Here is a 26,634-nt window from a genome sequence, read left to right as displayed (position 1 = left end):
AGATGTTACAGGGGTTAAACAGTTTCTACTCGCTCATCGCCTCGCGCCAGAGCTTTTCAATGACGCGTTGCGCCAGAATCGCCTGTTCGCCCGAAGTTTCAGGAACCGTCTGATTTTGCACGCACTCGATGAAGTGACGCGCACAACCGGCGAACCCGCGCTGCTCCAGCGTACTTTGCCAGCCAGGGATTGGCCGCGTCACCACCCCGCTCCCTTTTTCCTCACGCCATTCGCGCATATCGGTTACATCAATGAGTGCGCCGTCGGTGACCGCCTGCACGGATTCGCGCTGACTTCCCGCACGACGATGCATGCTGGTGGTCACCTGAATTGTGTCCACCGCGAAATGGTGTTCGGCATACACCATCTCCCCCTGATCGTTGGTTTGCAGGGTGCCGCTTTTCAGCTGTGCATTACCGTTGGTCAGCCACAGGGCCGTATCGACCACATGCAGATAATCATCCAGCAGCGTAAAGCGCAGATCGTTCGGGCCAATGCTGTCGGTGCGATGCTTATCCATGCGCAGCGATGCCGCCGCGCTAAGCCGGGATTTGAGATCCTGATACAGCGGCGAGAACCGGCGATTGAACCCGACCATCAGCGTCAGATTTTTGCGCGCCGCCAGCTCAATCAGACGCTCGGCGTCCTGCACATTCTCGGCCAGCGGTTTATCGACACAAACGTGAACACCGGCGTTGAGCAATTCGCTCACCACCTGATAGTGCGTCGCCGTCGAGGTATGAACGAATACCGCGTCACAGTCGCGCGCCAGATCCGCCATGGAGGCAGCATAAGGAATTCGCCAGGTGTCGCAGATTCGCTGCGCTTTTTCCCGCGTCGGGGACCATGCGGTTTGCAGCGTCCAGTCAGTCGCCGCGCCCAGAACCGGCAGCCAGGCTTTCTGCGCGATCCCGCCGAGGCCGACCACGCCAATGCGTAATGTTGTCACCGTTAGTCTCCTAAATGCGCCAGCAGGGAGTCGAGGCGCTGCTTGAGTTCCGCCACTTCGTTTTCCAGCGCGTCGACCCGCGCGGCAAGACTCTCGTCCTCGGCGGGCGAAACCGCTTCTACCACATTGATGAGGGTTTCAACGTCGCCACTGAAAAGATGCATATAACGGCTTTCGCGTTTGCCCGGCTCACGCGCCAGGCGCAGCACAAACGGGCCATCTTCGCGTGAGGCGAGATTTTCCAGCGTCTGCTCCACTTCCTGCATATCACTGAATTCATGCATTCGTGCGGCGCGGGAGCGTAATTCACCCGGCGTTTGCGCCCCGCGCAGCAGTAAGGTGGTGATCACCGCCACTTCGGCGCTGTTCAGTTTCAGATCGCCAAATTCGGAATTGCAAAAACGTTGTTCATATTTAGTGACGCGGTTGCCAAACCCACTGACGGTGCGCAGATAGTGGCGTTTAACCAGCGCATCCAGCTGCTCTTGTACCTCGTGCTCGCTCAGGTTGAGCACCGGCTCACGGTTGGTTTTCTGGTTACAGGCCAGCGTCACCGCATTGACCGACAGGGGATATTGCTCTGGCGTCGTGACCTGTTTTTCCAGCAGGCAGCCAATCACCCGCGCTTCTGTGGCAGTTAACTGATATTTCATGGGTGCTCCTTAACGACCTGCGGTCCATTCTTTGGTGGTTAACGCCGTCAGCACGTGGTCGCGCCACTCGCCGTCGATCAACAGATAATCTTTCGCGTAACCTTCTTTTTCAAACCCAAGCCGCGCCAGCAGATCGCCGCTACGCTGATTGTGCGGCATATAGTTGGCCATAATGCGGTGGATGTGTTGAGAACGCTGCATATAGCGGATCGCGCTGGTCAGGGCTTCAAACATCAGCCCTTGGCCCTGCCATTTCTGGCCGATGGAGTAGCCGAGGTAACAGGCGTGAAACGATCCGCGTACCACGTTCGAGAAATTGGCGATCCCGATGATCTCTTTCTCTTCCGGGTCGAGCAACGCGAAATAATAGGCACTGCCCTGCTTGTGGAATTCGGCAATCATACTCAGGCGAGCCTGCCAGCCGGAGGGATAGCAGTGACTTTCATCCCGAACGGGTTCCCAGGGCTTTAAAAACTGGCGATTCTCGGCGTAATAATCCGCCAGACGCCAGGCATCACGCTCATGCACCAGACGAACGACCAGTCTGTCTGTTGTCAGGCGCACTTTTGGCACGTTACTGCGATAGCCAAACATCGTTACCACTCCTTCCCGTTACTTCTGCTCTACCTGTTAGCTTTACTATACCTGCGCCGGTGCTTTCTGTGAAAACAGTGACATACCCTTTTTCACAGATTTCACAAAATTCGATTAAAAAGCTGAATCAAACCACCCTTTTGATAAAAAAATATTGTCGCTGGCGGTGTGGGAAAACGCCTCGCAACCACGCAGAATATTAGCGTGCTCATCTTTCTCTACACTTAAGCCTTCAGACTGCCTTTTCGGGGCCGTCAGCAGGATGACGTGATTTTTCCCTGGAGGGAAAATGTCTCGCGTATCGCAAGCCCGGAGCCTGGGCAAATATTTTCTGCTCGTCGATAACATGCTGGTCGTGCTCGGCTTTTTTGTCGTCTTCCCACTGATCTCCATTCGCTTTGTCGATCAAATGGGCTGGGCGGCATTAATGGTCGGAATTGCCCTGGGCTTGCGTCAGTTTGTCCAGCAGGGACTTGGCGTGTTTGGCGGTGCGATTGCCGACCGCTTCGGCGCAAAACCGATGATTGTCACCGGCATGCTACTGCGGGCCGCCGGATTTGCCACCATGGGCATCGCGCACGATCCCTGGCTGCTGTGGTTCTCCTGTTTCCTCTCCGGGATTGGCGGCACGCTGTTTGATCCGCCGCGTACTGCGCTGGTCGTGAAACTGATTCGCCCACAGCATCGCGGGCGTTTTTTCTCGCTGCTGATGATGCAGGATAGCGCCGGTGCGGTGGTTGGCGCCCTGCTCGGCAGCTGGCTGTTGCAATATGATTTCCGTCTGGTGTGCGCCACCGGCGCGGTGCTGTTTATCCTCTGCGCGGCATTTAACGCCTGGCTGCTGCCCGCCTGGAAACTCTCGACGGTAAAAGCCCCCGTGCGTGAAGGGCTGGGCCGCGTGCTGGCCGATAAACGCTTCGTTACCTACGTGCTGACGCTGACGGGCTATTACATGCTGGCGGTTCAGGTAATGCTGATGCTGCCCATTATGGTTAACGATATTGCCGGTTCGCCTGCGGCCGTGAAATGGATGTATGCCATCGAAGCCTGCCTGTCGCTGACCCTGCTCTACCCTATCGCGCGCTGGAGCGAAAAACGTTTTCGTCTTGAGCATCGCCTGATGGCGGGCCTGCTGCTGATGACGTTAAGCATGATGCCGATTGGTCTGGTCGGCACTCTGCAACAGCTCTTTATTCTGATCTGCACCTTCTACATTGGGTCGATCATTGCCGAACCGGCGCGTGAAACCCTCAGCGCCGGGCTTGCCGATCCGCGTGCACGCGGCAGCTACATGGGCTTTAGCCGACTGGGGCTGGCCTTTGGCGGTGCGCTCGGATACGCCGGAGGCGGCTGGTTGTTCGATGCAGGGAAAGCGCTGAATCAACCGGAATTGCCGTGGGTAATGCTGGGCGTTGTAGGCTTTATCACCCTCATCGCCCTGTGGTGGCAGTTCAGCCCGAAACGCAGCGCAAGCGGTATGCTCGAACCCGGGGCCTGATGGTCTGAGCACGTATTCCCACGGGCGGAAGGTCCACTTTCGCCCCCGAATATCAGGTTTTTCTGCTGGTAACTGGTATACCCCCCTGACATACTGAGGCGTCAGGACAAGAGCGCCGACATCATGTTGAGGAACCCCATGAAAAAGATTGTCATTGCTGCTGCGTTAGTTATCAGCGGCCTGCTGGTCGGTTGTAACCAGCTTACGCAATACAGCGTTAGTGAGCAGGAAATTAATCAGGCGCTGGAAAAACACAATAACTTCTCCAAAGATATCGGTGTGCCCGGCGTCGCCGATGCCCATATCGTACTCAATCAACTCGTCAGCCAGATTGGCCGCGAAGAGCCGAATAAAGTCACGCTCTCCGGCGACGCCAAACTGGATATGAACTCCCTGTTTGGCAGCCAGAAAGCGAACATTAAGCTGAAACTGAAAGCGCTGCCGGTCTTTAACAAAGAGAAAGGGGCCATCTATCTTCAGGAAATGGAGATCGTGGATGCCGAAGTGACGCCGGAGAAAATGAAACCGGTGCTGCAAACCCTGATGCCGTATCTGAACCAGTCGCTGCGGAACTATTTCAATCAGCAGCCTGCCTATGTGCTGAGCGAGGACAGAAGCAAAGGTGAAGCGCTGGCGAAGAAATACGCCAAGGGAATTGAAGTGAAACCGGGTGAAATTATCATCCCGTTTACGAATTAACCGAGAGGGCGCCGTGTGCGCCCTTTTTTTACACTGCTATTTAACGGAAATGTGTGCAAACGAAAACGTTTCCCCTTATGATTTGTGTCCGGCAAAAACAGCCATCCTTATGACTGATTCCTGATAAGCCGGAGCATATCAATGACTGCACATCCCCAGGTTCTGAAAATCCGCCGCCCTGACGACTGGCATATCCATCTGCGCGATGGCGACATGCTGAAAACCGTTGTCCCTTACACCAGCGAAATCTATGGCCGCGCGATTGTCATGCCTAACCTGGTTCCACCAGTCACCACCGTTGATGCCGCAATTGCCTACCGTCAGCGCATTCTCGATGCCGTTCCGGCAGGCCATGATTTTACCCCGCTGATGACCTGCTACCTCACCGATTCGCTCGACCCGAACGAAGTCGAACGCGGCTTTAATGAAGGCGTGTTCACTGCCGCCAAACTCTACCCGGCCAATGCCACCACCAACTCCAGCCACGGTGTGACCAGCACGGATGCCATTATGCCGGTCCTGGAACGCATGGAAAAACTGGGCATGCCGCTGCTTATCCACGGCGAAGTGACGCATCCCGACATCGATATTTTTGACCGCGAAGCGCGCTTTATCGAGACCGTGATGGAACCGCTGCGCCAGCGTCTGCAGGGGCTGAAAGTGGTCTTTGAGCACATCACTACCAAAGATGCTGCCGAGTATGTGCGCGACGGCAACGATCTGCTCGCCGCGACAATCACCCCTCAGCACCTGATGTTCAACCGTAACCACATGCTGGTCGGCGGTGTGCGCCCTCACCTGTACTGCCTGCCGATCCTCAAGCGCAATATCCACCAGCATGCGCTGCGTGAACTCGTCGCCAGCGGTTTTACCCGCGCCTTCCTCGGAACCGACTCCGCCCCGCACGCGCGTCACCGTAAAGAGGCCAGCTGCGGCTGTGCGGGCTGTTTCAACGCCCCAACGGCGCTGGCCAGCTACGCCACGGTATTTGAAGAGATGGGCGCGCTGGAGCACTTCGAAGCCTTCTGTTCTCTGAACGGTCCGCGCTTCTACGGCCTGCCGGTGAATGAAACCTTTATCGAGCTGGAACGCAAACAGAGCCAGGTCGTCGATACTATCGCCCTGACAGACGACACTCTCATCCCATTCCTCGCCGGTGAAACCGTTAACTGGACGGTTAAACAGTAATTTTTTATCGCCCCCTGTTGTAAGTTCAATATAATGCCTGTATAAATACACAGTATATTACACAGGGGGCAATTATGCGTATCGAAGTGACTATCGCCAAAACAACCACTTTGCCTGCTGGCGCGCTGGATGCGCTGGCCGGAGAACTCTCCCGTCGCATCAACAGCACGTTCCCCGATCAGGAAGGGGCTGTCACCGTCCGTTATGCCTCCGCGAACAATCTTTCCGTCCTCGGTGGGGCAAAAGAGGATAAAGATCGCATTAGCGAAATCCTGCAAGAAACCTGGGAAAGCGCCGACGACTGGTTCATCACTGATTAATTCAAACTCCCTCATTGTCATTTTTTGCCGGGTCGCCCCGGCTTTTTTTATGCCGATTAAATAAGTTCAAATTAATTGCGTATCTTCTTAAAAAAACGTGAATAAGATGGCGTTTTATTGTTCAAACAATCCTAAAAAGCAGAAATTTAGGTTGCAGCCTGTTTATTTTTCCCTTCATATCCCTTATTTATTGATATACTGAAGTTGCTTCAGAAAAACACGCATTGAACCTCACAGTCGTTGTCTTCTCACACGTATTACGGGGGTTATGATGGAAAAGAATAATGAAGTCATCCAGACTCATCCACTTGTCGGATGGGACATCAGTACCGTAGACAGCTACGATGCGCTGATGCTGCGTTTGCACTACCAGACCCCGAATCAGCCTAGCCGTGAAGAAGCGGAAGTTGGACAGACACTGTGGCTGACCACAGATGTCGCCCGTCAGTTTATTTCTATTTTAGAGGCAGGTATTGCCAAAATAGAGTCTGGCGACTACCAGGAAAATGAGTATCGTCGGCATTAATTTTATGCCCTACATTCACTCAACAGGCACCTAAGGGGTGCCTCATTTATTTCTCCCTTGAATAAGCCTTTCATCTTATTTACTCTGCAAACTTAAGTCCTGGTTTAAGAGATTCTCATGAAATACGACTTGATTATTTTAGGCAGCGGCTCCGTCGGCTCTGCTGCGGGTTATTACGCAACCCTTGCTGGCCTGAACGTCCTGATGATTGATTCCCACCTTCCTCCGCATGCTGAGGGGAGCCATCACGGCGACACCCGCCTCATCCGCCATGCCTATGGCGAAGGCGAGCGCTACGTTCCGCTGGTACTGAGGGCGCAACAACTCTGGGATGAATTATCAGCCCTGACCGAAGATAAAATTTTCGAGCGCACGGGCGTGGTGAACCTCGGTCCTGCGCACTCGGAATTCCTGGCGAACGTGGAGCACAGTGCCCGCGAATTCAATCTCGACGTAGAACGCCTCGACGCCGCCGCCGTCATGAAACGCTGGCCAGAGATCACCGTTCCCGAGGATTACATCGGACTCTTTGAAGCCAACTCCGGCGTACTGCATTGCGAAACTGCCATCAAAACCTGGGTCTCCCTCGCGGAAAAAGCGGGCTGCGCTCAGCTCTTTAACTGCCCGGTCACGGCCATCCAGCATAGTGACGACGGTGTTACCGTTGAGACGCCGGAAGGGCCTTATACTGCCTCCCGCCTGCTGGTCAGTGCCGGGACATGGGTCACGAAACTGATGCCTGAGCTGCCGGTTCAGCCGGTGCGTAAAGTCTTCTCCTGGTTCCAGGCCGACGGGCGTTTCAGCACCCAGAATAAATTCCCGGCCTTTACCGGCGAGCTGCCGAATGGCGATCAGTTTTACGGCTTCCCGTCTGAAAAAGACGCACTCAAGATTGGTAAGCATAACGGCGGGCAGATCATCTCCTCCCCGGAGGAGCGTAAAGCGTTCGGTGCTGTGCCGGGCGATGGTTCCGAGGCGTTCAACTTCCTGCGCAATGTGCTGCCAGGCGTCGGCGGGCTACTGTACGGTGCCGCCTGTACGTACGACAACACTCCGGATGAAGATTTCATTATCGATACGCTTCCGGGCCACGACAATACGCTGCTGATCACCGGGCTAAGCGGACACGGGTTTAAATTCGCCTCCGTGCTGGGTGAAATCGCCGCGCAGTTTGCGCAGGGTATCACTCCGCAGTTTGATCTGGCCCCCTTCTCTCTCGCGCGTTTTGGCGGATAATCCTCTTTTCAGGCTCCGACCCGTCGGGGCCTTTCTCTTTATATCGTCGGGCAGAGATAATGCGCAGGATCTTTGATTATCTGGTAAACAATATTCGCGAGCATTTGATGCTCTATATTTTTCTATGGTCAATGCTTGCCATCATCGATGTTATTTATATTGTATTTTTCTGAAAAGACGCGCTGACGATAATTGACAATACTTTATATTACCTTAATCTGGCAGCAAATAATTTGATTACCCCACAGCACCCGAAAACCCTTCCCCACTTAAGAACAGCCACTTAAACACGAATGAATTGAATCAGAATCGCGTTACACAATCAAAAATATTGAAATAGAAAAATGAATATTCCTAATGCTTAAATATCAGTTGCAATAAACCTTTTCACAGGCCATTTTTAACCTTCAAATTAATTAGGGATGATCATCATTATGCAGCTGCGTAATTCTTCTGCACGCTATGGAATAATATCCATGTGCTTGCACTGGTTAATTGCTCTCGCGGTTTATGGCATGTTCGGCTTAGGATTGTGGATGGTGACGCTTAGCTATTACGACGGCTGGTATCACCAGGCGCCTGAACTGCACAAAAGCATTGGCATCCTGTTGATGATGAGCCTGGTGGTTCGTATTGTCTGGCGTCACATTTCCCCTCCTCCACCGGCGCTAAAAAGCTACAGCAAATTGACGCGACTGAGCGCCATCGCCGCTCACATCGCCCTGTATGGCCTGCTGTTTGCCATTTTAATTAGCGGGTATCTGATTTCGACCGCCGACGGTAAACCGATAAGCGTCTTTGGTCTCTTTGAGGTTCCGGCTACCCTGGCGGATGCCGGTTCTCAGGCCGATCTGGCGGGCCAGGTGCATCTCTGGCTTGCCTGGGGCGTCGTGATTCTTTCTGTCCTGCACGGCCTTGCGGCCCTTAAACATCATTTCATCGATAAAGACGCCACGCTCAAGCGCATGCTGGGCCGATCGTCTGTAGACTCTGGAGCATAAAATGAAAAAACACCTGCTGGGTATCGCGTTAGGTTCTTTGGTATTTGTCACCGGCTCCGCCGTGGCCGCTGATTACAAAATCGATAAAGAGGGCCAGCACGCCTTCGTGAATTTCCGTATTCAGCATCTGGGCTACAGCTGGCTGTACGGCACCTTTAAAGATTTCGACGGCACTTTTACCTTTGACGAGAAAAATCCCGCCGCAGATAAAGTGAATGTAACCATCAATACCAACAGCCTGGACACCAACCACGCAGAGCGTGATAAACATCTGCGCAGCGCGGATTTCCTCAACGTGGCGAAATTCCCGCAGGCGACATTTACCTCAACGGAAGTGAAAAAGGACGGCGATGATCTGGATATCACCGGCAATCTGACCCTGAACGGCGTGACGAAGCCTGTCACCCTCGATGCGAAACTCATTGGTCAGGGGGATGATCCGTGGGGCGGCAAACGCGCTGGCTTTGAGGCTGAGGGTAAAATCCGTCTGAAAGATTTCAACATCACCACCGATTTAGGCCCGGCATCGCAGGAAGTGGATCTGATTATTTCTGTGGAAGGCGTGCAGCAGAAGTCCTGATAAAAAAAATCCCGGCCGCATTTTGCGCCGGGATTTCTTATTTATTCCGGGTCAGGGATGCCCAGTTTGGTATTCAGACGACCACGCGATTTATTGAAAATCTTGTTGCCGTTTTCTCGCCCTGCGCGACGGCGGCGCTGCTCTTCTTCAGGCAGTACGCTCTCTTCGCTACACAGCTCGCTACAGCAGCCTCTGAACTTCTCGGCACAGCTCGGACACTGAATGAACAGCAGATGGCAGCCGTCATTTTTACAGTTGGTGTGGGTGTCACACGGCGTACCGCATTGATGACAGTGCGCGATCACATCTTCGGAGATGCGCTCGCCCATACGCTCGTCAAAGACGAAGTTCTTACCGATAAAACGCACCGGCAGGCCCTGCTCACGCGCGCGGCGGGCGTACTCAATAATCCCGCCTTCGATATGCCAGACTTTATTGAAACCGCTGTGTTTCATAAAGGCGCTAGCTTTTTCACAGCGAATACCGCCGGTGCAGTACATCACAATTTTTTTATCTTTGTGTTCCTGCATCATCTCCACGGCTTTCGGCAGCTGCTCGCGGAATGTGTCCGCCGGGATTTCCAGCGCGTTTTCGAAATGGCCTACTTCATATTCGTAGTGGTTGCGCATATCGATAAACACGGCATCAGGATCGTCCAGCATGGCGTTCACTTCTGCCGCTTTCAGATATTCGCCGACATCAGCGGCGTTGAACGTCGGATCGTCGATGCCGTCAGCCACGATGCGCTCACGCACTTTCATGCGCAGCACCCAGAAGGATTTCCCGTCATCATCGAGGGCAACGTTCAGGCGCACGTTGTTGAGAGCGGGATCAAAACCATAAAGAAAATCGCGGAAGGCGTTTACTTTACTTTCTGGCACGCTGATCTGCGCGTTGATCCCTTCATGGGCCAGATAAACGCGGCCAAATACCTTCAGCGCTTCAAAGGCTTTATAGAGTGCGTCGCGGGTGACCTGCGGCTCTTCAATGGTAAAATATTTGTAGAATGAGATGGTTACACGCGCTTCGGTTTCCGCCAGCATGCGTGCTTTCAAGGTCTCATTCGAAATGCGGTTGTGTAACACTGGCATGGTGTACGGTTCCTGCAATCGTTAAGAGAAAGAAAATCGGCGGCATCATATAGCATACAATGAGAATTTACATCCCCACATTTTGCGCTACATTTCCCTCATCCAGAAAATAAAGTAGCAACAATTGCTGCAAAAGCGTTCATTTGGCGCCCTTTCGTTTTGGTTATGTATTTAAAAAATGCGAGAATGCTGGCATAAGGACGAAAAAGACAGGAAAGACATGACCCGATTACCTCAGTTTTCAACGGCGTTGCTTCATCCACGTTACTGGCCAACCTGGGCCGGCATCGGCCTTTTATGGTTGCTGGTTCAACTCCCCTATCCGGTGATCTATCGCATCGGTTGCGGTCTTGGTCATCTCGCTCAGCGCTTTATGAAACGACGCGTCAAGATTGCGAACCGCAATCTGGAACTTTGTTTTCCAGACATGGGCGCACAGGAGCGCGAGCGGATGCTGCGCAAGAATTTCGAATCGGTCGGCATGGGTCTGATGGAAACCGGAATGGCCTGGTTCTGGCCCGATAAACGTATGGCGCGCTGGTTTGACGTGACCGGAACAGGCATGGAGCCAGTGCATACCCTGCAGGCGGAAAAAACCGGCGTGCTGCTGATTGGCATTCACTTCCTGACGCTCGAAATAGGCGCAAGGATGTTTGGCATGCAGGCTCCCGGCATCGGCGTCTATCGCCCGAACGATAATCCGGTGATCGATCTTCTGCAAACCTGGGGCCGTATGCGCTCCAATAAGAGCATGATTGACCGTAAAGACCTCAAAGGGATGATCCGCGCGCTGAAAAACGGCGAAGTCATCTGGTATGCCCCTGACCACGATTACGGCAAGCAATCCAGCGTGTTCGTCCCTTTCTTTGCCGTTCAGGAAACAGCAACTACGACCGGTACCTGGATGCTGGCCCGTATGTCTAAAGCCGCCGTTGTGCCTTTTGTTCCGCGCCGTAAACCAGACGGAAAAGGCTATGAGCTGATGATGCTTGAGCCAGAGCGCACACCGCCGCTGGATGATGCAGAAACCACGGCCCGCTGGATGAACGGCATCATTGAGCAATGCATCATGCACGCGCCGGAGCAGTATATGTGGCTGCATCGCCGCTTCAAGACACGCCCACAAGGCATGCCTTCCCGCTACTAACTAACCTCCATGCGGTCGTTCAGGCCGCATCGCTTTTAGCTTTAAAAGCCCTTCGCATTGCAGCAATCATCCCCCAGGCGCATAATTAGCAAGCTTACTATCTTCTTTTATCGCAATGCGGAATGCTATGTCGCCCTCAGATGCCCCCATAAACTGGAAACGTAACCTCGTCGTGGCCTGGCTCGGCTGTTTTTTAACCGGAGCCGGATTTAGCCTGGTGATGCCTTTCCTGCCGCTGTATGTCGAGCAACTCGGCGTGACGGGCCATAGCGCACTGAATATGTGGTCCGGTCTGGTATTCAGTATCACTTTCCTGTTCTCAGCCATTGCCTCCCCTTTCTGGGGCGGGCTTGCCGACCGCAAGGGGCGCAAGATCATGCTGCTGCGTTCTGCGCTCGGGATGGCGATTATCATGGTGCTGATGGGGATGGCACAGAATATCTGGCAGTTCCTGATCTTGCGCGCGCTGCTGGGCCTGTTAGGTGGATTTGTCCCTAACGCTAATGCCCTTATCGCCACGCAAATTCCTCGCCATAAAAGCGGTTGGGCACTCGGCACCTTATCGACCGGCGGCGTCAGCGGCGCACTGTTAGGCCCGCTCGCCGGGGGGCTAATGGCCGATACCTACGGGCTGCGTCCCGTGTTTTTCATCACCGCCAGCGTGCTCTTTGCCTGCTTCCTGCTGACGGCGTTCTTTATTCGCGAAAACTTCACGCCGGTGTCGAAAAAAGAGATGCTGCATGCGCGCGATGTCATCGGTTCGCTGAAAAATCCGAAATTGGTGTTGAGCCTGTTCGTGACGACGATGATTATCCAGGTGGCGACCGGATCGATCGCCCCGATTTTGACGCTGTACGTGCGCGAACTGGCCGGGAATGTCAGCAATATCGCGTTTATCAGCGGCATGATTGCCTCCGTGCCGGGCGTTGCGGCGCTGCTGAGCGCACCGCGTCTCGGGAAGCTCGGCGATCGTATCGGCCCGGAGAAGATCCTGATTGCCGCGCTGGTGATCTCGGTTCTGCTGCTGATCCCGATGTCCTTCGTCCAAACGCCGTGGCAACTCGGCGTGCTGCGCTTTTTACTGGGTGCCGCTGACGGCGCACTGCTTCCGGCAGTGCAAACCCTGCTGGTCTACAATTCGACAAACCAAATCGCCGGACGAATCTTCAGCTATAACCAGTCGTTTCGCGATATTGGTAACGTCACCGGCCCACTGGTCGGCGCCGGGGTCTCCGCCAGCTTTGGCTTCCGCGCGGTCTTTATTGTGACGGCAAGCGTCGTGCTGTTTAACGCCATTTACTCCTGGTGGAGCCTGGCCCGCGCCTCGCGGCCTGCCCTTAATGCATCCTCCTGACAACTTATTGCCCCATTCATACTTGCAAAATCAGAGAATCAGCTATTCTTTCCCTGAACACCACTGCGAATCACAGGGAGAAACCGATGACCATGTATGCCACGCTGGAAGAAGCGATTGATGCCGCCCGTGAAGAGTTCCTCGCCGACAATACCAACGTCGAGGAAGAGGATGCGGACATCCAACAACTCAATATCCAAAAATATGTCCTGCAGGATGGCGATATCATGTGGCAGGCCGAATTCTTTGCAGACGAGGGGGAAGACGGTGAATGCCTGCCCGTGCTGAGTGGTCAAGCAGCTCAGGCGGTGTTCGACGGTGATTATGAAGAGATCGAACTGCGTCAGGAGTGGCAGGAAGAAAACACCCTCCATGAATGGGATGAGGGTGAGTTTCAGCTTGAGCCGCCGCTGGATACCGAAGAGGGGCAAACCGCAGCGGATGAGTGGGACGAGCGTTAATCAGCCCTATTCGTAAGGGCCATGCTGGGCGTCGATGGGCAGTAACAGCGTGTCGAACACCAGCGAGAACGGCAGATCGATAATCGTGACATAACGCCATGCGGAGTCACGAACGTCCCATTGCACACCGGGATAATACTGGTTGCCATGGCCTTGACCGGGAATGGTACGGCTGATAATGCTGCCGCAGCCGCTGAGCAGCAGCGCCATCATCACCACGATGAGTATTCGCATTCAAACCTCATATAAAAAAATACCGGCCTTGGCCGGTATTTTTATTTTCGTTCGGCTTACTTCGCCTTCAGGGCCAGCGGGTTCAGCTTTATCGTCGAGTAGTAGTTCACCCACGAAGAGTATCTCTCCGGAGAGGACCATACGCGGTAGTGCAAACGCGCCATCGTCACGGGATCGCTTAACAGCACCAGACGGCGGTCGCGGTTCAGTTTTTCCGGCGTTTCGTTGAGCGCCTGCTCGATGTGGCGATCGCGGGCGATCTCCAGCACCTGGCTTGCACGGTGACGCGCCGTTGCCATTGCGGTGGCCAGGGCGTTAAACGACGGGTTAAACACCGCGTGAATAAAGCCATCGTCCAGCGAGCGGCTGCGGTTCATTGCCAGATACTTATCGGTATCCACCAGCACCTGCGGCGGGGAGTACTCTTCCGGGATCAGGAACAGTTTCCAGCGTTTGGTACGTAATCCTACCGTTGAACGGCTGGAAATCACGGAGACAAACGGCGACAGGATCAGCGAGAACACAATCGGCGCCAGCCAGAACAGGAAGCGTAAATCCAGCCACGCCATTCCGGCAGCCCACACCAGACCCAGCAGCATCTGCGAGCCATGACGCATAAAGGCTTCGCTCCACGGCGTGGAGTCATCATCACGCTGCGGCGAGTTCCAGACCACTTCCCAACCGAGGAACGCGCTGACCACAAACACCGTGTGGAACAACATACGTACCGGGGCCAGCAGCACGGAGAACAGCACTTCGAGCAGCAGGGAAAGCGTCACGCGACAGAAGCCACCAAACTCTTTCGAGCCTTTGCACCAGATAAGAATGATACTCAGCAGCTTAGGCAGGAACAACAGCACCATGGTTGATGCAAACAGCGCAATCGCCAGTTCAGGACGCCACTGCGGCCACACCGGGAACAGCTGGCGCGGTTGCAGGAAGTACTGCGGTTCGGTCAGGGCATGGACAACCTGAAGTGCGGTCGACAGGGCCAGGAACATAAACCACAGCGGCGCAGACAGATAAGACATTACCCCCGTCAGGAACACGGCGCGATGAACCGGGTGCATCCCTTTGACCAGGAACAGACGGAAGTTCATCAGGTTGCCGTGACACCATCGGCGGTCACGCTTTAACTCATCCAGCAGGTTCGGCGGCAGTTCTTCATAGGAGCCAGGCAGATCGTATGCAATCCACACGCCCCAGCCTGCGCGGCGCATCAGCGCAGCTTCCACGAAGTCGTGAGACAAAATGGAACCCGCAAACGAGCCTTCGCCCGGCAGCGGTGCCAGCGCGCAGTGTTCGATGAACGGCTGCACACGAATAATGGCGTTGTGGCCCCAGTAGTGGGATTCACCTAGCTGCCAGAAGTGCAGACCGGCGGTAAAAAGCGGGCCGTAAACGCGGGTAGCAAACTGCTGACAGCGCGCATACAGCGTGTCCATGCCCGAGGCTTTCGGCGATGACTGAATGATCCCGGCGTTCGGGTTCGCTTCCATCAGGCGCACCAGGCCAGTCAGACACTCACCGGTCATCACGGAGTCGGCGTCCAATACCACCATGTAGCTGTACTGATTACCCCAGCGGCGGCAGAAGTCATCGATGTTACCGCTTTTACGCTTCACACGACGACGGCGGCGACGGTAGAAAATCTGCCCTTCGCCCTGCACTTCCGCGATGAGTTCCATCCACGCTTTTTGCTCAGCCACGCAGATGTCCGGGTTGTAGCTGTCGCTCAGGATGTAGACGTCAAAATGCTCGGCGTTGCCGGTCGCCTTTACAGACTCCCAGGTCGCGCGCAGGCCCGCGAATACGCGGTCAACGTCTTCGTTACAGATAGGCATGATCAGCGCAGTGCGGTGCTCGGGATTTAAGGCTTCATCCCCGACCGTCGACGCTGAAATGCTGTATTTGTCACGCCCCATCAGCAGTTGCAGGAAGCCCATCAGCGCGGTCCAGAAACCGGCGGAGACCCAGCAGAACAACACCGCAAACAGCAGGAGGATCCCACTTTGCAGAATGTACGGCAGGAGCTGCATGAAGGAGACCCACAGATCCTGTCCAACCATGTCGGCCGGATTAATCAGCGCCCAGCCCTGATAAGGCAGGATGGTTTTCATGTACCAGGTGGCGACCACGGTTTGCGCCAGGGTCAGAACCAGCAGGGTGTAACGACGAAGGGTGCCGACGGTACGCCACTTCTGCTCAGACGCCTGCTGTTCTTTGGTCAGGCGAGACAGGTAGCGTGGCGCCACATCGCGACCGCGAAGACGATCCCAGAAGCGGCCCACCGGGTTGGTGCGCCACGGGTCCGGGAACATGGAAGAGCGTGTCGCTTTCGGCATAGCCTGCAGCTGGGTGCGCCCCTCATCGTCTTTAACCAGCTGCCCTTCTGCCAGCGAATCCGGCCAGGCCTGCTCCAGACGCGCCTTGACGGAACCCAGTGGCGTATCGTCATCACGGGTAAATTCGTGATGCTCGCCATCCAGCGCGGTATGAACCGCGCGGATGTCGCTCTTAGGCAGCGCCGCTTTCTCAATATCTGTCAGCGGCATGGCATCGATATATTCAGATGTATTATTCATTGGCAGGTAGCTGATAGCTCCAGGTTTCACTCAGCGGCTGATCGGCATTGACCAGCGCAGCGCGCATTTCAGTGGTCTGTTTAGGATCTTTCACTTTTACGCGCAGGGTTAAACGCCACCCTTTGGTTACCGGGTTGTAACGCACGGTGCTCTCAACGATTTCACCATTGTCACCGATGCTGGTTTGCGCCGTGACAGGCGTATCCGGCGTCAGTTTTTTCATATCCTGACCGGCGAAGTCGACCACAAACGCCACGGTGCCATCAGGCTGGCGAATGAGATTCGACTGCTTCACATCGCCCGTTGAGCGACGCGTCTGCATCACATACGCATTGTCCGGCGCATGCAGTTTGTCTTCATCGCGGCTGAAGGTGATGGTGTACTTGAAGTTCATCTCTTTGCCGGCTTCCGGCAGCTGATCCGGCGTCCAGTAAGCGACGATGTTGTCGTTGGTTTCATCGTTGGTTGGAATTTCAACCAGCTCGACTTTCCCTTTACCCCAGTCCCCTTTCGGTGTGACCCAGGCGCTTGGACGCAGATCGTAACGATCGTCGAGATCTTCAAAGCGAGAGAACTGACGACCGCGCTGGAGCAGACCAAAGCCCTGCGGGTTTTCCATCGCAAAGCTGCTGACCGCCAGGTGTTTCGGGTTGTTCAGCGGACGCCAGATCCACTCGCCGTTGCCCGCAAGAATAGACAGGCCGTTGGAGTCGTGCAGTTCCGGGCGGAAGTTGGTCGCAGGAGACGGCTGGTTCGGCCCGAACAGGAACATACTGGTCAGTGGCGCAACGCCCAGTTTGCCCACTTTGTCGCGCAGGTAAACTTTGGACTGCACGTCGATAACCGAGTCACGACCTGGAATGATCACAAAACGGTAGGCACCGGTCGCACGCGGGGAGTCCAGCAGTGCGTAGATAGTCAGGCGTTTGTCCGTCGGTTTTGGACGCTCGATCCAGAACTCACGAAAACGCGGGAATTCTTCACCCGACGGCAGCGCCGTGTCGATTGCCAGACCACGCGCAGAGAGACCGTAAACCTGGCCGGAACCGATCACGCGGAAATAGCTGGCCCCCAGCATGCTGACAATTTCGTCGTTTTTATCTTTGCTGTTGATGGGGTAAAGCACTTTAAAGCCTGCAAATCCCAGGTCTTTAACGGTGTCTTTATCGTGTTTCACATCGCCAAAATTAAAATAATCCGGGTTGTACTTGATCTTACGCACCGCAGTAGCCGTCACCTCATTGATGGCAACCGGGGTGTCGAAATACATACCCTGATGATAAAACTCAAGCTTGAACGGGGTTTTAATGTTGTTCCAGTACGCTTTATCGTGATTGAACTGGATCTGCTGATAGTCCGCATATTTCATGTCGCGGAAAACGGAGGGCAGGTTACTTTTTGGCGCCTCATAGCCTTTGTCGGCCAGCGATTTTGCCTGTTTTGCGACATCATCGATGGAAAAAGACCATGCAGAAGAGGTATACAGTGACAACAATACTGCTGCACCTAACCAACGCATTTTCATCATTTGTGGTTTATGTTTCATAATAAGTAAGCACTTCCCCCTTTGTGTGCTTAATTCGATCCGATCCATTTTACTGGAAATTCAGGCAATCCGACAACATTATCACTGCTTTGTTCAGCGGCTGGCTCATGGATTAAGCAACGAGAAGAACCCACTCTTCACTTTGCGTGCTTATCCTGGAGACAGGGTGTCGGTCTTGGTGTAGGGTTGGCTTCGAATGTAACCACTATTAGCCTTATGGATAAGGCGAAAAGTCTGAGAATGCACAAAGTTATATGACCACTGTACCTGTACAACGTGAATATTTCCTCGACTCGATCCGGGCATGGCTGATGCTATTGGGGATCCCATTTCACATCTCACTGATTTACTCCAGCCACACCTGGCACGTTAACAGTATAGAGCCCTCATGGTGGCTGACACTGTTTAACGATTTTATTCACTCCTTCCGCATGCAGGTGTTCTTCGTCATTTCTGGCTATTTCTCCTACATGCTGTTTTTGCGCTATCCGATGAAGCGCTGGTGGAAAGTGCGCGTCGAGCGCGTCGGCATTCCGATGCTGACCGCCATCCCGCTGCTGACACTGCCCCAGTTCATCATGTTGCAGTACGTAAAAGGCAAAGCGGATAACTGGCAAAACCTGTCGCTGTATGAGAAATACAACACCCTGGTCTGGGAGCTGGTTTCGCACCTGTGGTTCCTGCTGGTGCTGGTGGTGATGACGACCGTGAGCCTGTGGATTTTCAGCAAGTTGCGCCGCCATCTTAGCCGACATCACGAATCGCATTTCCCCCACCTCACCTATGGCAAGCTCTCCCTGCTCTTCCTGGTGCTGGGTATCGCTTACGGCGCGATTCGCCGTATTCTGTTTATGGTTTATCCACCGGTACTGAGCGATGGGCTGTTTAACTTCGTCGTGATGCAAACCCTGTTCTACATCCCCTTCTTTATGCTGGGTGCGCTGGCATTCATCTCGCCGAAGCTCAAAGCGCTGTTCACCACGCCATCGCCATGGTGCGCCGTCGGTTCAGCCCTCGCCTTTGCGGCCTATCTGCTCAATCAGCGTTATGGGAGTGGCGATGCGTGGATGTACGAAACAGAAAGCGTGATTACGATGCTGCTGGGGCTGTGGATGGTGAACGTGGTATTTGCGCTGGGGCATCGCCTCCTGAACTTCAAATCCGCGCGGGTGACCTATTTCGTCAACGCGTCGTTGTTTATCTACCTGGTTCACCACCCGCTGACGCTCTTTTTTGGTGCATATATCACCCCGCACATTCGTTCTAACGCATTAGGCTTTTTCACCGGTCTGGTGTTTGTGGTGGGGATTGCCATCCTGCTGTACGAAATTCATCTGCGAATTCCCCTGCTGCGTTTCCTGTTTTCCGGTAAACCGCAAAACAAAGCGGAGAGCGTCAAAGCCGCTTAACGTCCCTGTCGCGCCGGGCTTCCGGCGCGTCTACAGTAGCCACTCCACCGGCAGCCACCAGGCGAGCCGCACCAGCACCCGCTGCCAGAAGCGCGTCTTCGGCTCTTTCTTGAGGACAATCTCCTCGCCCTCTTTTTGCTCCACCCAGTTTAAGCGCCCGAATTTATCCAGCCGGATTTGCCACGCCTCATGCTGACGACTTTTCAGAAAACGTCGGTGGATCAGGCGCGCCAGGGTTTCGCTTTCAATGACAAACCCCATTTCGGTGTTAAGCATCGTCGAGCGCGGATCAAAATTCAGCGAGCCGATAAACACTTTTTCGTTATCAATGCTGAAGGTTTTGGCATGTAAGCTGGAGCCGGAATTCCCGGTCAGGCCGCGATCCCGAAGGCCTGGGACAAAATCCTGCGTCGGTTTCAGTTCGTAGAGTTCAATCCCATGACGCAACAGTTTTTTGCGCCAGCGGGCATACCCCGCATGCACCACCGCCACATCGTTTGCCGCCAGCGAATTGGTGAGAATTGCGATTTTGACGCCCTTGCGCACCATTTGCAGCAGTAGCGCGACGCCGGCGCGTGTCGGGACAAAATAGGACGAGATAATATCGATCTGTTCCACCGGCGAGCCCATAACATCCAGCAGACGCTGTGGCAGCAGGGAATGACGCTTCGCCCGCCCTAGCCCCTTACGCGGATCATCGCTGAGCAGACGAGTTTTCGCCCAGATAAGCGGCAGATTGCGCGCTTCAAGCCGGGTGATGAACTGGCTGGACTCGAGTTTATCCAGGTACCGCTGGGTAATGTCATTCTGATACCACTCTTCCGGCGGATGGAGACGCATTTCAATCTCCTCCTCCGACAGCTCAAGCACCTGCTTCAGGGGCGAGACGCAGGCGCTGTTCCAGTAGCGTTCGAAATCGTCCGTGACATCCGCCACCACAGGCCCGATGGCCATCACATCCAGATCGGAAAAGAGCGGCGCCTCCCCTGCCCCAAAATAGGCATCCCCGACATTTCGGCCCCCCACAATGGTCGCTTCACCGTCGACGGTGAAACTTTTATTGTGCATTCGGCGGTTGAGTCGGGCGAAATCAGTGAGATAACCCAGCGCCCGCAGGGTGCGGAAAGAGAAAGGGTTAAACAGCCGGACGTCGATATTGGGATGGGAATCGAGCAAGCGCAGGATAGCATCCAGCCCCTGCGTATTGTTGTCGTCAAGCAAGAGCCTGACCAGCACGCCGCGCGATGCCGCAGCGAGTAGCACGGAAAACAGCAGACGCCCCGACATATCGTCTTCCCAGATGTAGTACTGCACATCCAGCGTCTTCTCGGCCATTTCCGCAAGCCTGTAGCGGCAGGCAAACGCGTCCAGACTGTCATCCAGAGGAAGCAGCCCACACATCCCCGGATGTTCGGCATTGACGGGCGCGATAGCACGCCCGAGTCGCGTGTTATGCGTCGAGATCCTCTCCTCGCTGGGTAAGGAGTCGTTGGTAAAGTCGGGCATTTTCGTCATCATAGCAAACAAAGTATACCCGTTCCGGTAACGGCTTGCGGGTGAGATAGTCTGAAACCGTCGTCACCGCGATGGCCGCCGCAGCAGCCTTGGGAAAACCGTAGACACCGGTGCTGATCGCCGGGAAGGCGATAGTTTGATAGCCATTGGCGGCCGCCAGACGCAGACAATTCAGATAGGCATCTTCCAGGCTTCGCGCCTCATGATGCTCTCCGCCCTGCCAGATCGGGCCTACCGCATGAATAACTGCTTTGGCAGGCAGATCGCCTGCAATCGTAATCACCGCATGTCCTGGCGCTAACTCACCCTGCTGCTGACGAACAATTTTACAGGCTTCCAGCAGCTGTGGCCCGGCGGCGCGATGAATGGCACCGTCGACGCCGCCACCGCCCATCAGGGATGGATTGGCGGCATTGACAATGACATCAACGTGCTGCGTGGTGATGTCCCCGAGGACAACTTCAATGTGCGGTCTCATATCTAACCCTCTACTACCCATCTCTTTGTTAAGTGTATAGCAGCGGCCAGTTGGGAAGAAGTAATTGATAAGAAAAGCCCTCCGGTCGGGAAACGGGAGGGCTTTGTTTTAGCGATAGCTGACTTGCAAAACAGCCAGCGTTTTTTCCGGATTGATATATTTCATACTTACCGTGGCGACATCTGGGTAAGGGTTGTGTCCCCGCAGGGCATCACCGTAACTTACCTGGGTGGTTTGCACGCGTCCTTCGTGCGGGCATGACAGCGCAAACTGATTATTGTGTGGTGAAATCTCACAGGGGTCTTCCACAATTGCCCCGCGAAAATGAATCACACCGCCGTTAACCGTTGTCGCAGCTAATGCTGGAGTCAGTGCCGATAAAACAACAATACCTGCTGAAATAATACTTTTTACTATGGACGCTGCCATGGTTGGCTCCTCAATGAGAAATCATCCTTGAGGGGTCACGCATTCCTTATTCAAATCATAGAAACATTCATTGGGAACCGCCAAATTATCCAATATATTGATTTCGTGAATATTTCATTCAGAACCCGGCCATTGTTGCGATAAATGAAGCGATTGCCCGTCAGAGACATTAACGACAATTCTCACGGAATCTTTAGGGTTAATATTCAGACTCAGACGGGTTAAATCGATCGGTTGATTCGCGGGAATAGAGAGGGTGCTGCGCTGGCTAGACGTACTTTGTCCCCCAAGCCCTTCCCGAGAAGAAATAATTTGCACCTGACACACGCAGGGTTCAGTCAAAATAACCTGAGGAATGATGGTGGTCATATCCCCGTCGTGGGTGGTTTTAAAGGTGATCTGGCTCGAGAGCGCAGCAAGGAGTAATAAGGTGTGCATGATAAACTCCCGAAAAAAAACAGGGCAAATGCCCTGTTTTTTTGTAGTACAGATTCGAAATTAATACTGATGCGCAGTCGCGTTGTTGCCGAAGCCAACCTGATGCACAGTTACAGTTGACCCGGAAGCGGTCTGGTCCACTGCCGCGCCGTTGCCGCCGCCGAACTGTTTAACACTGATGGTGGAGTCTTTACTGTTCCACTGATCGAGGGTTGCGCTGTTACCAAAGCCTTTCTGCAGCAGGTCAATGGAACTGTCATCAGAACCTTGTCCTACATCAGCACCGTTACCGCCGCCGTGCTGAGTAATCGTCAGGTCAGAATTTTTAGCGTCAGTTTGCAAGGCAACAGCTGAGTTGCCGCCACCGTACTGGTAAATGCTCAGAGTTGAGTTCGGGCCGCTATTACCGCCACCCCAACCACCACCGCCGCCGCCATATTGTGGAACCGCACCAGCCAGAGCACTGCCAGAAACTACGATTGCTGCAATTGCTGCCACTTTGAAAAGTTTCATGGTAAACCCCCATCGGATTGATTTAAGTCGTCGTAAATAGTCAGCGTTGGATAACGCGAATTGCCATTTGCGACTGTCTCTGTACTACAACTGCTGTTTTTTGCGTACCATACTGGGTAATATTCGCTTTGTTACCCGAGCCTTTCTGGATAATCATCGCGGTATTACCAAAAGCCCCTTGCTTAATACTCGCATCATTGCCGTTACCGGACTGATCGATATAAGCGAGGTTATAAGTCCCTGATTGATCAACTTTCGCTCGGTTGTTCCCGCCATCCTGAGAAACAACGGACAGTAATTTAGAACCGCCCTGGCGAACGTCAGCATTATTACCTGAACCTTGTTGACCAATAATGGCTGCCTGATTATATGAAGACTTGCTTAATTCATTAATCGCGAAGTTATATTCCGAGACTGCCAAATCCGGACCTGCCGCGATCGCTAACCCAGGCGCACCCAGTAATGTAAACATCATAAATAACGTTCTGTTTTTCATGTTGTCACCTGGACCTGGTAATAAATAAATGGCTTGGTGTTAACGCGATTCGTTTTTTGTTAACGCCGCGTTACGATGAAGAGTATGTCTACCGAAACAATTTAAATATCTCACCCGCGAGTGTTATTTTTATTTAATGGGTCACCTCAAAGTATTAATTAATGCCAAAATTACCAGTCAGCAGCGTAAGTTAGTTTTTTAAATATTATTTTGATAGCCTGTTTGCGCTTCGTTAAGGAAGCGCTTATCGCCCCCGTCGCGTCTGCACTTCGCGCTTCGCCGACAACATTCCGCGACACCTCTGTCACAAGACGTACGATTTCTTAAGAGCTTTCTGTTAGCATGCAAAGTCTTAGACTTTTCATCTCACTCATACCTGTTACGAGCAAACACAAAATAATAAATTGATATTAAAATCAACTGATTGCAATAATTTGTATGATTTTTAAAATGTGTGCAGCATTATTATCATGTACAACTTTTTTATCATTACTGAACTTTTAAAGTGTCTAAAATTCACAAATTAATATTGATTTTTACATTCTGTTACACCATTAACACTTGATTTAAAAATCGTAATAGCTAGATTGAAATCAGCAGTACGAATTATTTTTAATATTTACCTCCTCCTGGAGGTTATGGTCTGATTCTACACACAGCAGTACAACATCTGTCAGTACTTCTGGTGTCCCCCGAATATATCGGGGGACAGCTGCCAGGTGTTATAAAAAAAGTGGGGTTTCATCATGTTTAATGAAGTCCATAGTTTACATGGTCATACATTACTGTTGATCACAAAGCCTTCTTTACAAGCGACAGCCTTATTACAACATTTGAAGCAGTCTCTGTCATTGAACGGGAAATTGCACAATATTCAACGTTCTTATGATGATATTGCTCCTGGCAGCATCATTCTCTTCGATATGATGGAAGCTGATAAAAAGCTTATCCATTACTGGCAAGATAACTTAAGCAGGAAAAACAATAATATCCGCGTATTATTATTGAATACACCTGATGAGTATCCTTTCCGGGATATTGAAAGCTGGCCGCATATCAACGGCGTCTTTTACGTCACTGAAGACGAGACGCGTGTGGTGGAAGGGTTGCAGGGTATTTTGCGTGGAGAGTGTTACTTTTCACAAAAACTGGCCAGCTACCTCATCACTCACTCCGGAAATTATCGCTACAACAGTTCAGAGTCGGCTTTGCTGACCCATCGCGAAAAAGAGATTCTGAATAAATTACGCATTGGTTCTTCAAATATTGAAATCGCCCGTTCGTTATTTATCAGCGAAAATACAGTGAAGACACATCTCTATAATCTTTTCAAGAAGATAGCTGTTAAAAACAGGACTCAGGCTGTTTCATGGGCAAACGATAACCTCAGGCGTTAATAACATGAAACGCACGTCGAGTTGGATCGCGGCAGTCGGCTTTCTGCTCGCTGCCGGAAATCTTCACGCTGTTGAAGTGGAAGTGCCCGGATTATTAACTGACCACACCGTCTCATCTATCGGCCACGATTTTTATCGGGCATTTAGCGACAAATGGGAAAGTGATTATCCAGGCAACTTAACAATCAATGAGCGGCCCAGTGCTCGATGGGGAAGCTGGATCACCATAACGGTTAATCAGGACGTGGTGTACCAGACATTTTTATTCCCAACGAAAAGAGACTTTGACAAAAACATCAGTTTTGCACTGGCACAAACTGAAGAAGCGGTAAATCGTCTGCAAATCGATAAGGCTCTGCTGAGCACTGGCGATTTAGCAAAAGATGAATTCTAGCGATATTAATCTCCGGAGGCTGTAATGCGTCTCGCACACACAGTGATTTCGTTAATGCTGATTGCACCGTTAAGCTGGGCCGGGAATATGACTTTCCAGTTCCGTAACCCAAATTTTGGTGGCAATCCAAATAACGGGGCTTTTATGCTCAATGAAGCCCAGGCCCAAAACTCCTATAAAGACCCCAGCTATGACGATGACTTTGGTATTGAAACACCGTCTGCACTGGATAACTTCACTCAGGCTATTCAGTCGCAAATATTAGGTGGCTTGCTCACGAATATTAATACCGGCAAACCTGGCCGCATGGTGACCAACGATTTTATTGTCGATATTGCCAATAAAGACGGGCAACTGCAGCTGAATGTGACCGACCGGAAAACGGGCAAAACGTCCACCATTCAGGTATCGGGTCTCGCAACCGATTCAACTGATTTTTAAACAACCACGAAATAAGGACAACAATCATGCAGCGCTTACTGATTCTTGTTGCAGTGTGCTTATTGAGCGGTTGTTTAACTGCTCCACCTAAAGAAGCCGCTAAACCCACGCTGATGCCCCGGGCGCAAAGCTATCGCGACCTGACACATCTGCCGGCGCCAACCGGTAAGATATTTGTCTCGGTTTATAACATTCAGGATGAAACGGGCCAGTTCAAACCGTATCCGGCAAGTAACTTCTCGACGGCTGTTCCACAAAGTGCCACCGCCATGCTGGTGACTGCGCTCAAGGATTCACGCTGGTTTATTCCTCTGGAACGCCAGGGGCTGCAAAACCTGCTGAACGAACGCAAAATCATTCGTGCGGCTCAGGAAAACGGCACCGTTGAGGTTAATAACCGCGTACCGTTGCAGTCGCTGGTTGCCGCGAACGTCATGGTTGAAGGCTCAATTATCGGCTACGAAAGTAACGTGAAATCGGGTGGTGTCGGGGCGCGTTATTTCGGTATCGGGGCGGACACGCAGTACCAGCTCGACCAGATTGCCGTCAACCTGCGCGTGGTTAACGTGAGCACCGGTGAAGTGCTGTCATCGGTCACCACCAGCAAAACGATTCTCTCCTATGAAGTTCAGGCCGGTGTCTTCCGCTTCATCGACTACCAGCGTCTGCTGGAAGGTGAAATCGGCTACACCTCGAATGAACCGGTGATGATGTGTCTGATGTCGGCCATCGAAACAGGGGTTATTTTCCTGATTAACGACGGGATCGATCGCGGACTGTGGGATCTGCAGAATAAAAATGACGTGAAAAATGAGGTGCTGGTGAAATACCGCGAGATGTCGGTGCCTCCAGAATCCTGATTCAGAAAGCCCAACGAAAAAGCGAGGCGCTAAGGCCTCGCTTTTTTATTTGCTCAATACCGTGCCGTTTTCCTGCGCCCGCTCTCGCCGGGCCGCCAGCCACAGTCCGCTGTTTTTCATCGCGTAGCCAAACACCAGCCCCAGAAGGAGCGACGGGATAATCATTTTCCAGTCGCCCTGCCCGGCAAAGGTCGCGCATGCGCCAATGAAAGTTCCAGGAACAAAAGAGAGCAGCAGGTGTTTTGCCTGAATGCACATCAAAAATGCCACCACGCCAGTCATCATATAGCCGACGATCTCAAGATGCGGCGCAAGCGCGCTGCCGTGCATGATAATCAATGCCCAGACAACGCCGCTCATCATGGTGCAGCCCGAGATAAACAGCCCTTTCAGTCCGCCCTGCGGACAGGCGAAGTAGGCGGTACAGCCGAGAAAACCCGCCCAGCTGAGCAGTCCTAAAGACACGGCAACCCATCCCCAGATTCCGGAGAGGATCCCTGTCGTAATGGCAATGGAAAGTAATATATTCATGGCGCGCATCTTATCAGATACGCGCCAGTGAAATGAGATCACGAGCACATTTTGTTCAAATCAAAATGTAT

General features: G+C 53.0%; 31 protein-coding genes. 17 read left to right on the top strand and 14 right to left on the bottom strand.

Going from position 1 to position 26,634, the window contains the following annotated elements; genetic code table 11:
• Positions 1–25: 25 nt before the first annotated feature.
• The 3 genes from ACB496_RS07965 to rimJ are packed head-to-tail and all read right to left on the bottom strand — an operon-like array spanning position 26 to position 2,196.
• A complete protein-coding gene (locus ACB496_RS07965; RefSeq protein ID WP_123429109.1) occupies positions 26–949 on the bottom strand; it encodes a Gfo/Idh/MocA family protein in 924 nt (307 codons plus the stop codon).
• Between the two features lie 2 nt (positions 950–951).
• Positions 952–1,602: a YceH family protein gene (locus ACB496_RS07960; RefSeq protein WP_100780609.1), complete on the bottom strand. Its 651-nt coding sequence runs from the start codon at positions 1,600–1,602 to the stop codon at positions 952–954.
• 9 nt (positions 1,603–1,611) lie between these two features.
• Positions 1,612–2,196: a ribosomal protein S5-alanine N-acetyltransferase gene (gene rimJ, locus ACB496_RS07955; RefSeq protein ID WP_100780610.1), complete on the bottom strand. Its 585-nt coding sequence runs from the start codon at positions 2,194–2,196 to the stop codon at positions 1,612–1,614.
• 289 nt (positions 2,197–2,485) lie between these two features.
• On the opposite strand from rimJ, the gene mdtH reads away from it, so the two are divergent.
• The 9 genes from mdtH to ACB496_RS07910 all read left to right on the top strand — a co-directional run bounded on the left by mdtH (position 2,486) and on the right by ACB496_RS07910 (position 9,244).
• Positions 2,486–3,694: a multidrug efflux MFS transporter MdtH gene (gene mdtH, locus ACB496_RS07950; RefSeq protein WP_100780611.1), complete on the top strand. Its 1,209-nt coding sequence runs from the start codon at positions 2,486–2,488 to the stop codon at positions 3,692–3,694.
• A 138-nt stretch (positions 3,695–3,832) separates the two neighbouring features.
• Positions 3,833–4,393, top strand: coding sequence for a lipoprotein (locus tag ACB496_RS07945; RefSeq protein ID WP_100780612.1), 561 nt, complete (start codon positions 3,833–3,835; stop codon positions 4,391–4,393).
• Positions 4,394–4,534: 141 nt separating this feature from the next.
• A complete protein-coding gene (pyrC, locus tag ACB496_RS07940) occupies positions 4,535–5,581 on the top strand; it encodes a dihydroorotase (protein WP_371974923.1) in 1,047 nt (348 codons plus the stop codon).
• Positions 5,582–5,655: 74 nt separating this feature from the next.
• Entirely contained in the window at positions 5,656–5,901 is a 246-nt protein-coding gene (dinI, locus tag ACB496_RS07935; protein WP_100780614.1) for a DNA damage-inducible protein I, read from the top strand.
• 271 nt (positions 5,902–6,172) lie between these two features.
• A complete protein-coding gene (bssS, locus tag ACB496_RS07930) occupies positions 6,173–6,427 on the top strand; it encodes a biofilm formation regulator BssS (RefSeq protein ID WP_095281565.1) in 255 nt (84 codons plus the stop codon).
• 117 nt (positions 6,428–6,544) lie between these two features.
• On the top strand, positions 6,545–7,663 hold the full coding sequence (solA, locus tag ACB496_RS07925; protein ID WP_371974921.1) for an N-methyl-L-tryptophan oxidase: 1,119 nt from the start codon (positions 6,545–6,547) through the stop codon (positions 7,661–7,663).
• A 59-nt stretch (positions 7,664–7,722) separates the two neighbouring features.
• Positions 7,723–7,836, top strand: a complete 114-nt coding sequence (locus ACB496_RS07920; RefSeq protein ID WP_100780616.1) for a YceO family protein — start codon at positions 7,723–7,725, stop codon at positions 7,834–7,836.
• Positions 7,837–8,097: 261 nt separating this feature from the next.
• A complete protein-coding gene (locus tag ACB496_RS07915) occupies positions 8,098–8,664 on the top strand; it encodes a cytochrome b (RefSeq protein ID WP_102105598.1) in 567 nt (188 codons plus the stop codon).
• Position 8,665: 1 nt separating this feature from the next.
• Entirely contained in the window at positions 8,666–9,244 is a 579-nt protein-coding gene (locus tag ACB496_RS07910) for a YceI family protein (protein WP_102105551.1), read from the top strand.
• Between the two features lie 41 nt (positions 9,245–9,285).
• Here ACB496_RS07910 and ACB496_RS07905 read toward each other — a convergent pair whose 3' ends face one another.
• Positions 9,286–10,335 carry a rhodanese-related sulfurtransferase gene (locus tag ACB496_RS07905; RefSeq protein ID WP_100780618.1) on the bottom strand — a complete coding sequence of 350 codons (1,050 nt, stop codon included), beginning with the start codon at positions 10,333–10,335 and terminating at the stop codon, positions 9,286–9,288.
• A 220-nt stretch (positions 10,336–10,555) separates the two neighbouring features.
• Between ACB496_RS07905 and ACB496_RS07900 the strand changes: the two genes are divergently transcribed.
• The 3 genes from ACB496_RS07900 (at position 10,556) to ACB496_RS07890 (ending at position 13,297) form a co-directional block, all read left to right on the top strand.
• Complete coding sequence (locus ACB496_RS07900) at positions 10,556–11,482, top strand: Kdo(2)-lipid IV(A) acyltransferase (protein ID WP_100780619.1); 927 nt, start codon at positions 10,556–10,558, stop codon at positions 11,480–11,482.
• Between the two features lie 127 nt (positions 11,483–11,609).
• Positions 11,610–12,836, top strand: coding sequence for a multidrug efflux MFS transporter MdtG (gene mdtG, locus ACB496_RS07895; RefSeq protein ID WP_371974917.1), 1,227 nt, complete (start codon positions 11,610–11,612; stop codon positions 12,834–12,836).
• An 86-nt stretch (positions 12,837–12,922) separates the two neighbouring features.
• Positions 12,923–13,297, top strand: a complete 375-nt coding sequence (locus ACB496_RS07890; RefSeq protein ID WP_100780621.1) for a MysB family protein — start codon at positions 12,923–12,925, stop codon at positions 13,295–13,297.
• A gap of 6 nt (positions 13,298–13,303) precedes the next feature.
• On the opposite strand, the gene ACB496_RS07885 is transcribed toward ACB496_RS07890, so the two are convergent.
• Genes ACB496_RS07885 through mdoG form a run of 3 tightly spaced genes read right to left on the bottom strand, consistent with a single transcriptional unit; the run spans position 13,304 to position 17,644 of the window.
• On the bottom strand, positions 13,304–13,531 hold the full coding sequence (locus ACB496_RS07885; RefSeq protein WP_100780622.1) for a YceK/YidQ family lipoprotein: 228 nt from the start codon (positions 13,529–13,531) through the stop codon (positions 13,304–13,306).
• A gap of 56 nt (positions 13,532–13,587) precedes the next feature.
• Positions 13,588–16,116, bottom strand: coding sequence for a glucans biosynthesis glucosyltransferase MdoH (mdoH, locus tag ACB496_RS07880; protein WP_102105554.1), 2,529 nt, complete (start codon positions 16,114–16,116; stop codon positions 13,588–13,590).
• A complete protein-coding gene (gene mdoG / locus ACB496_RS07875; protein WP_100780903.1) occupies positions 16,109–17,644 on the bottom strand; it encodes a glucans biosynthesis protein MdoG in 1,536 nt (511 codons plus the stop codon). The genes mdoH and mdoG overlap by 8 nt, the downstream gene beginning before the upstream one ends.
• Positions 17,645–17,916: 272 nt before the next feature.
• Between mdoG and mdoC the strand changes: the two genes are divergently transcribed.
• On the top strand, positions 17,917–19,071 hold the full coding sequence (mdoC, locus tag ACB496_RS07870; RefSeq protein WP_123429115.1) for a glucans biosynthesis protein MdoC: 1,155 nt from the start codon (positions 17,917–17,919) through the stop codon (positions 19,069–19,071).
• Positions 19,072–19,101: 30 nt separating this feature from the next.
• Here mdoC and ACB496_RS07865 read toward each other — a convergent pair whose 3' ends face one another.
• The 6 genes from ACB496_RS07865 to csgB form a co-directional block, all read right to left on the bottom strand.
• Positions 19,102–20,586 carry a phospholipase D family protein gene (locus tag ACB496_RS07865; protein WP_371975216.1) on the bottom strand — a complete coding sequence of 495 codons (1,485 nt, stop codon included), beginning with the start codon at positions 20,584–20,586 and terminating at the stop codon, positions 19,102–19,104.
• The gene (gene ymdB / locus ACB496_RS07860; protein WP_100780626.1) at positions 20,522–21,064 is read right to left on the bottom strand and encodes an O-acetyl-ADP-ribose deacetylase; all 543 of its coding nucleotides are present in this window, start codon (positions 21,062–21,064) and stop codon (positions 20,522–20,524) included. The genes ACB496_RS07865 and ymdB overlap by 65 nt, the downstream gene beginning before the upstream one ends.
• Before the next feature lie 108 nt (positions 21,065–21,172).
• Complete coding sequence (locus tag ACB496_RS07855) at positions 21,173–21,493, bottom strand: type 1 fimbrial protein (protein ID WP_102105557.1); 321 nt, start codon at positions 21,491–21,493, stop codon at positions 21,173–21,175.
• Between the two features lie 114 nt (positions 21,494–21,607).
• Positions 21,608–21,931, bottom strand: coding sequence for a curli assembly chaperone CsgC (csgC, locus tag ACB496_RS07850; protein WP_100780628.1), 324 nt, complete (start codon positions 21,929–21,931; stop codon positions 21,608–21,610).
• A gap of 60 nt (positions 21,932–21,991) precedes the next feature.
• Complete coding sequence (gene csgA / locus ACB496_RS07845; RefSeq protein ID WP_100780629.1) at positions 21,992–22,444, bottom strand: curli major subunit CsgA; 453 nt, start codon at positions 22,442–22,444, stop codon at positions 21,992–21,994.
• A 40-nt stretch (positions 22,445–22,484) separates the two neighbouring features.
• Complete coding sequence (csgB, locus tag ACB496_RS07840) at positions 22,485–22,940, bottom strand: curli minor subunit CsgB (protein WP_100780630.1); 456 nt, start codon at positions 22,938–22,940, stop codon at positions 22,485–22,487.
• Positions 22,941–23,686: 746 nt separating this feature from the next.
• Between csgB and csgD the strand changes: the two genes are divergently transcribed.
• Genes csgD through csgG form a run of 4 tightly spaced genes read left to right on the top strand, consistent with a single transcriptional unit; the run spans position 23,687 to position 26,032 of the window.
• The gene (gene csgD / locus ACB496_RS07835) at positions 23,687–24,337 is read left to right on the top strand and encodes a biofilm master transcriptional regulator CsgD (RefSeq protein WP_100780631.1); all 651 of its coding nucleotides are present in this window, start codon (positions 23,687–23,689) and stop codon (positions 24,335–24,337) included.
• Between the two features lie 4 nt (positions 24,338–24,341).
• Entirely contained in the window at positions 24,342–24,731 is a 390-nt protein-coding gene (gene csgE, locus ACB496_RS07830; RefSeq protein WP_100780632.1) for a curli production assembly/transport protein CsgE, read from the top strand.
• Between the two features lie 24 nt (positions 24,732–24,755).
• On the top strand, positions 24,756–25,172 hold the full coding sequence (csgF, locus tag ACB496_RS07825; RefSeq protein ID WP_100780633.1) for a curli production assembly/transport protein CsgF: 417 nt from the start codon (positions 24,756–24,758) through the stop codon (positions 25,170–25,172).
• A gap of 26 nt (positions 25,173–25,198) precedes the next feature.
• The gene (gene csgG, locus ACB496_RS07820) at positions 25,199–26,032 is read left to right on the top strand and encodes a curli production assembly/transport protein CsgG (RefSeq protein ID WP_100780634.1); all 834 of its coding nucleotides are present in this window, start codon (positions 25,199–25,201) and stop codon (positions 26,030–26,032) included.
• 45 nt (positions 26,033–26,077) lie between these two features.
• Here the strand turns inward: csgG and ACB496_RS07815 are convergent, their stop codons facing one another.
• Positions 26,078–26,563: a DUF1097 domain-containing protein gene (locus tag ACB496_RS07815; protein WP_206732568.1), complete on the bottom strand. Its 486-nt coding sequence runs from the start codon at positions 26,561–26,563 to the stop codon at positions 26,078–26,080.
• Between the last annotated feature and the right edge of the window lie 71 nt (positions 26,564–26,634).

Source organism: Lelliottia nimipressuralis, assembly GCF_041464075.1.
Classification (GTDB): Bacteria; Pseudomonadota; Gammaproteobacteria; order Enterobacterales; family Enterobacteriaceae; genus Enterobacter; species Enterobacter nimipressuralis.
The sequence above is the reverse complement of the archived record's forward strand: the minus strand, read 5'-3'. Positions and strand labels throughout refer to the sequence as shown.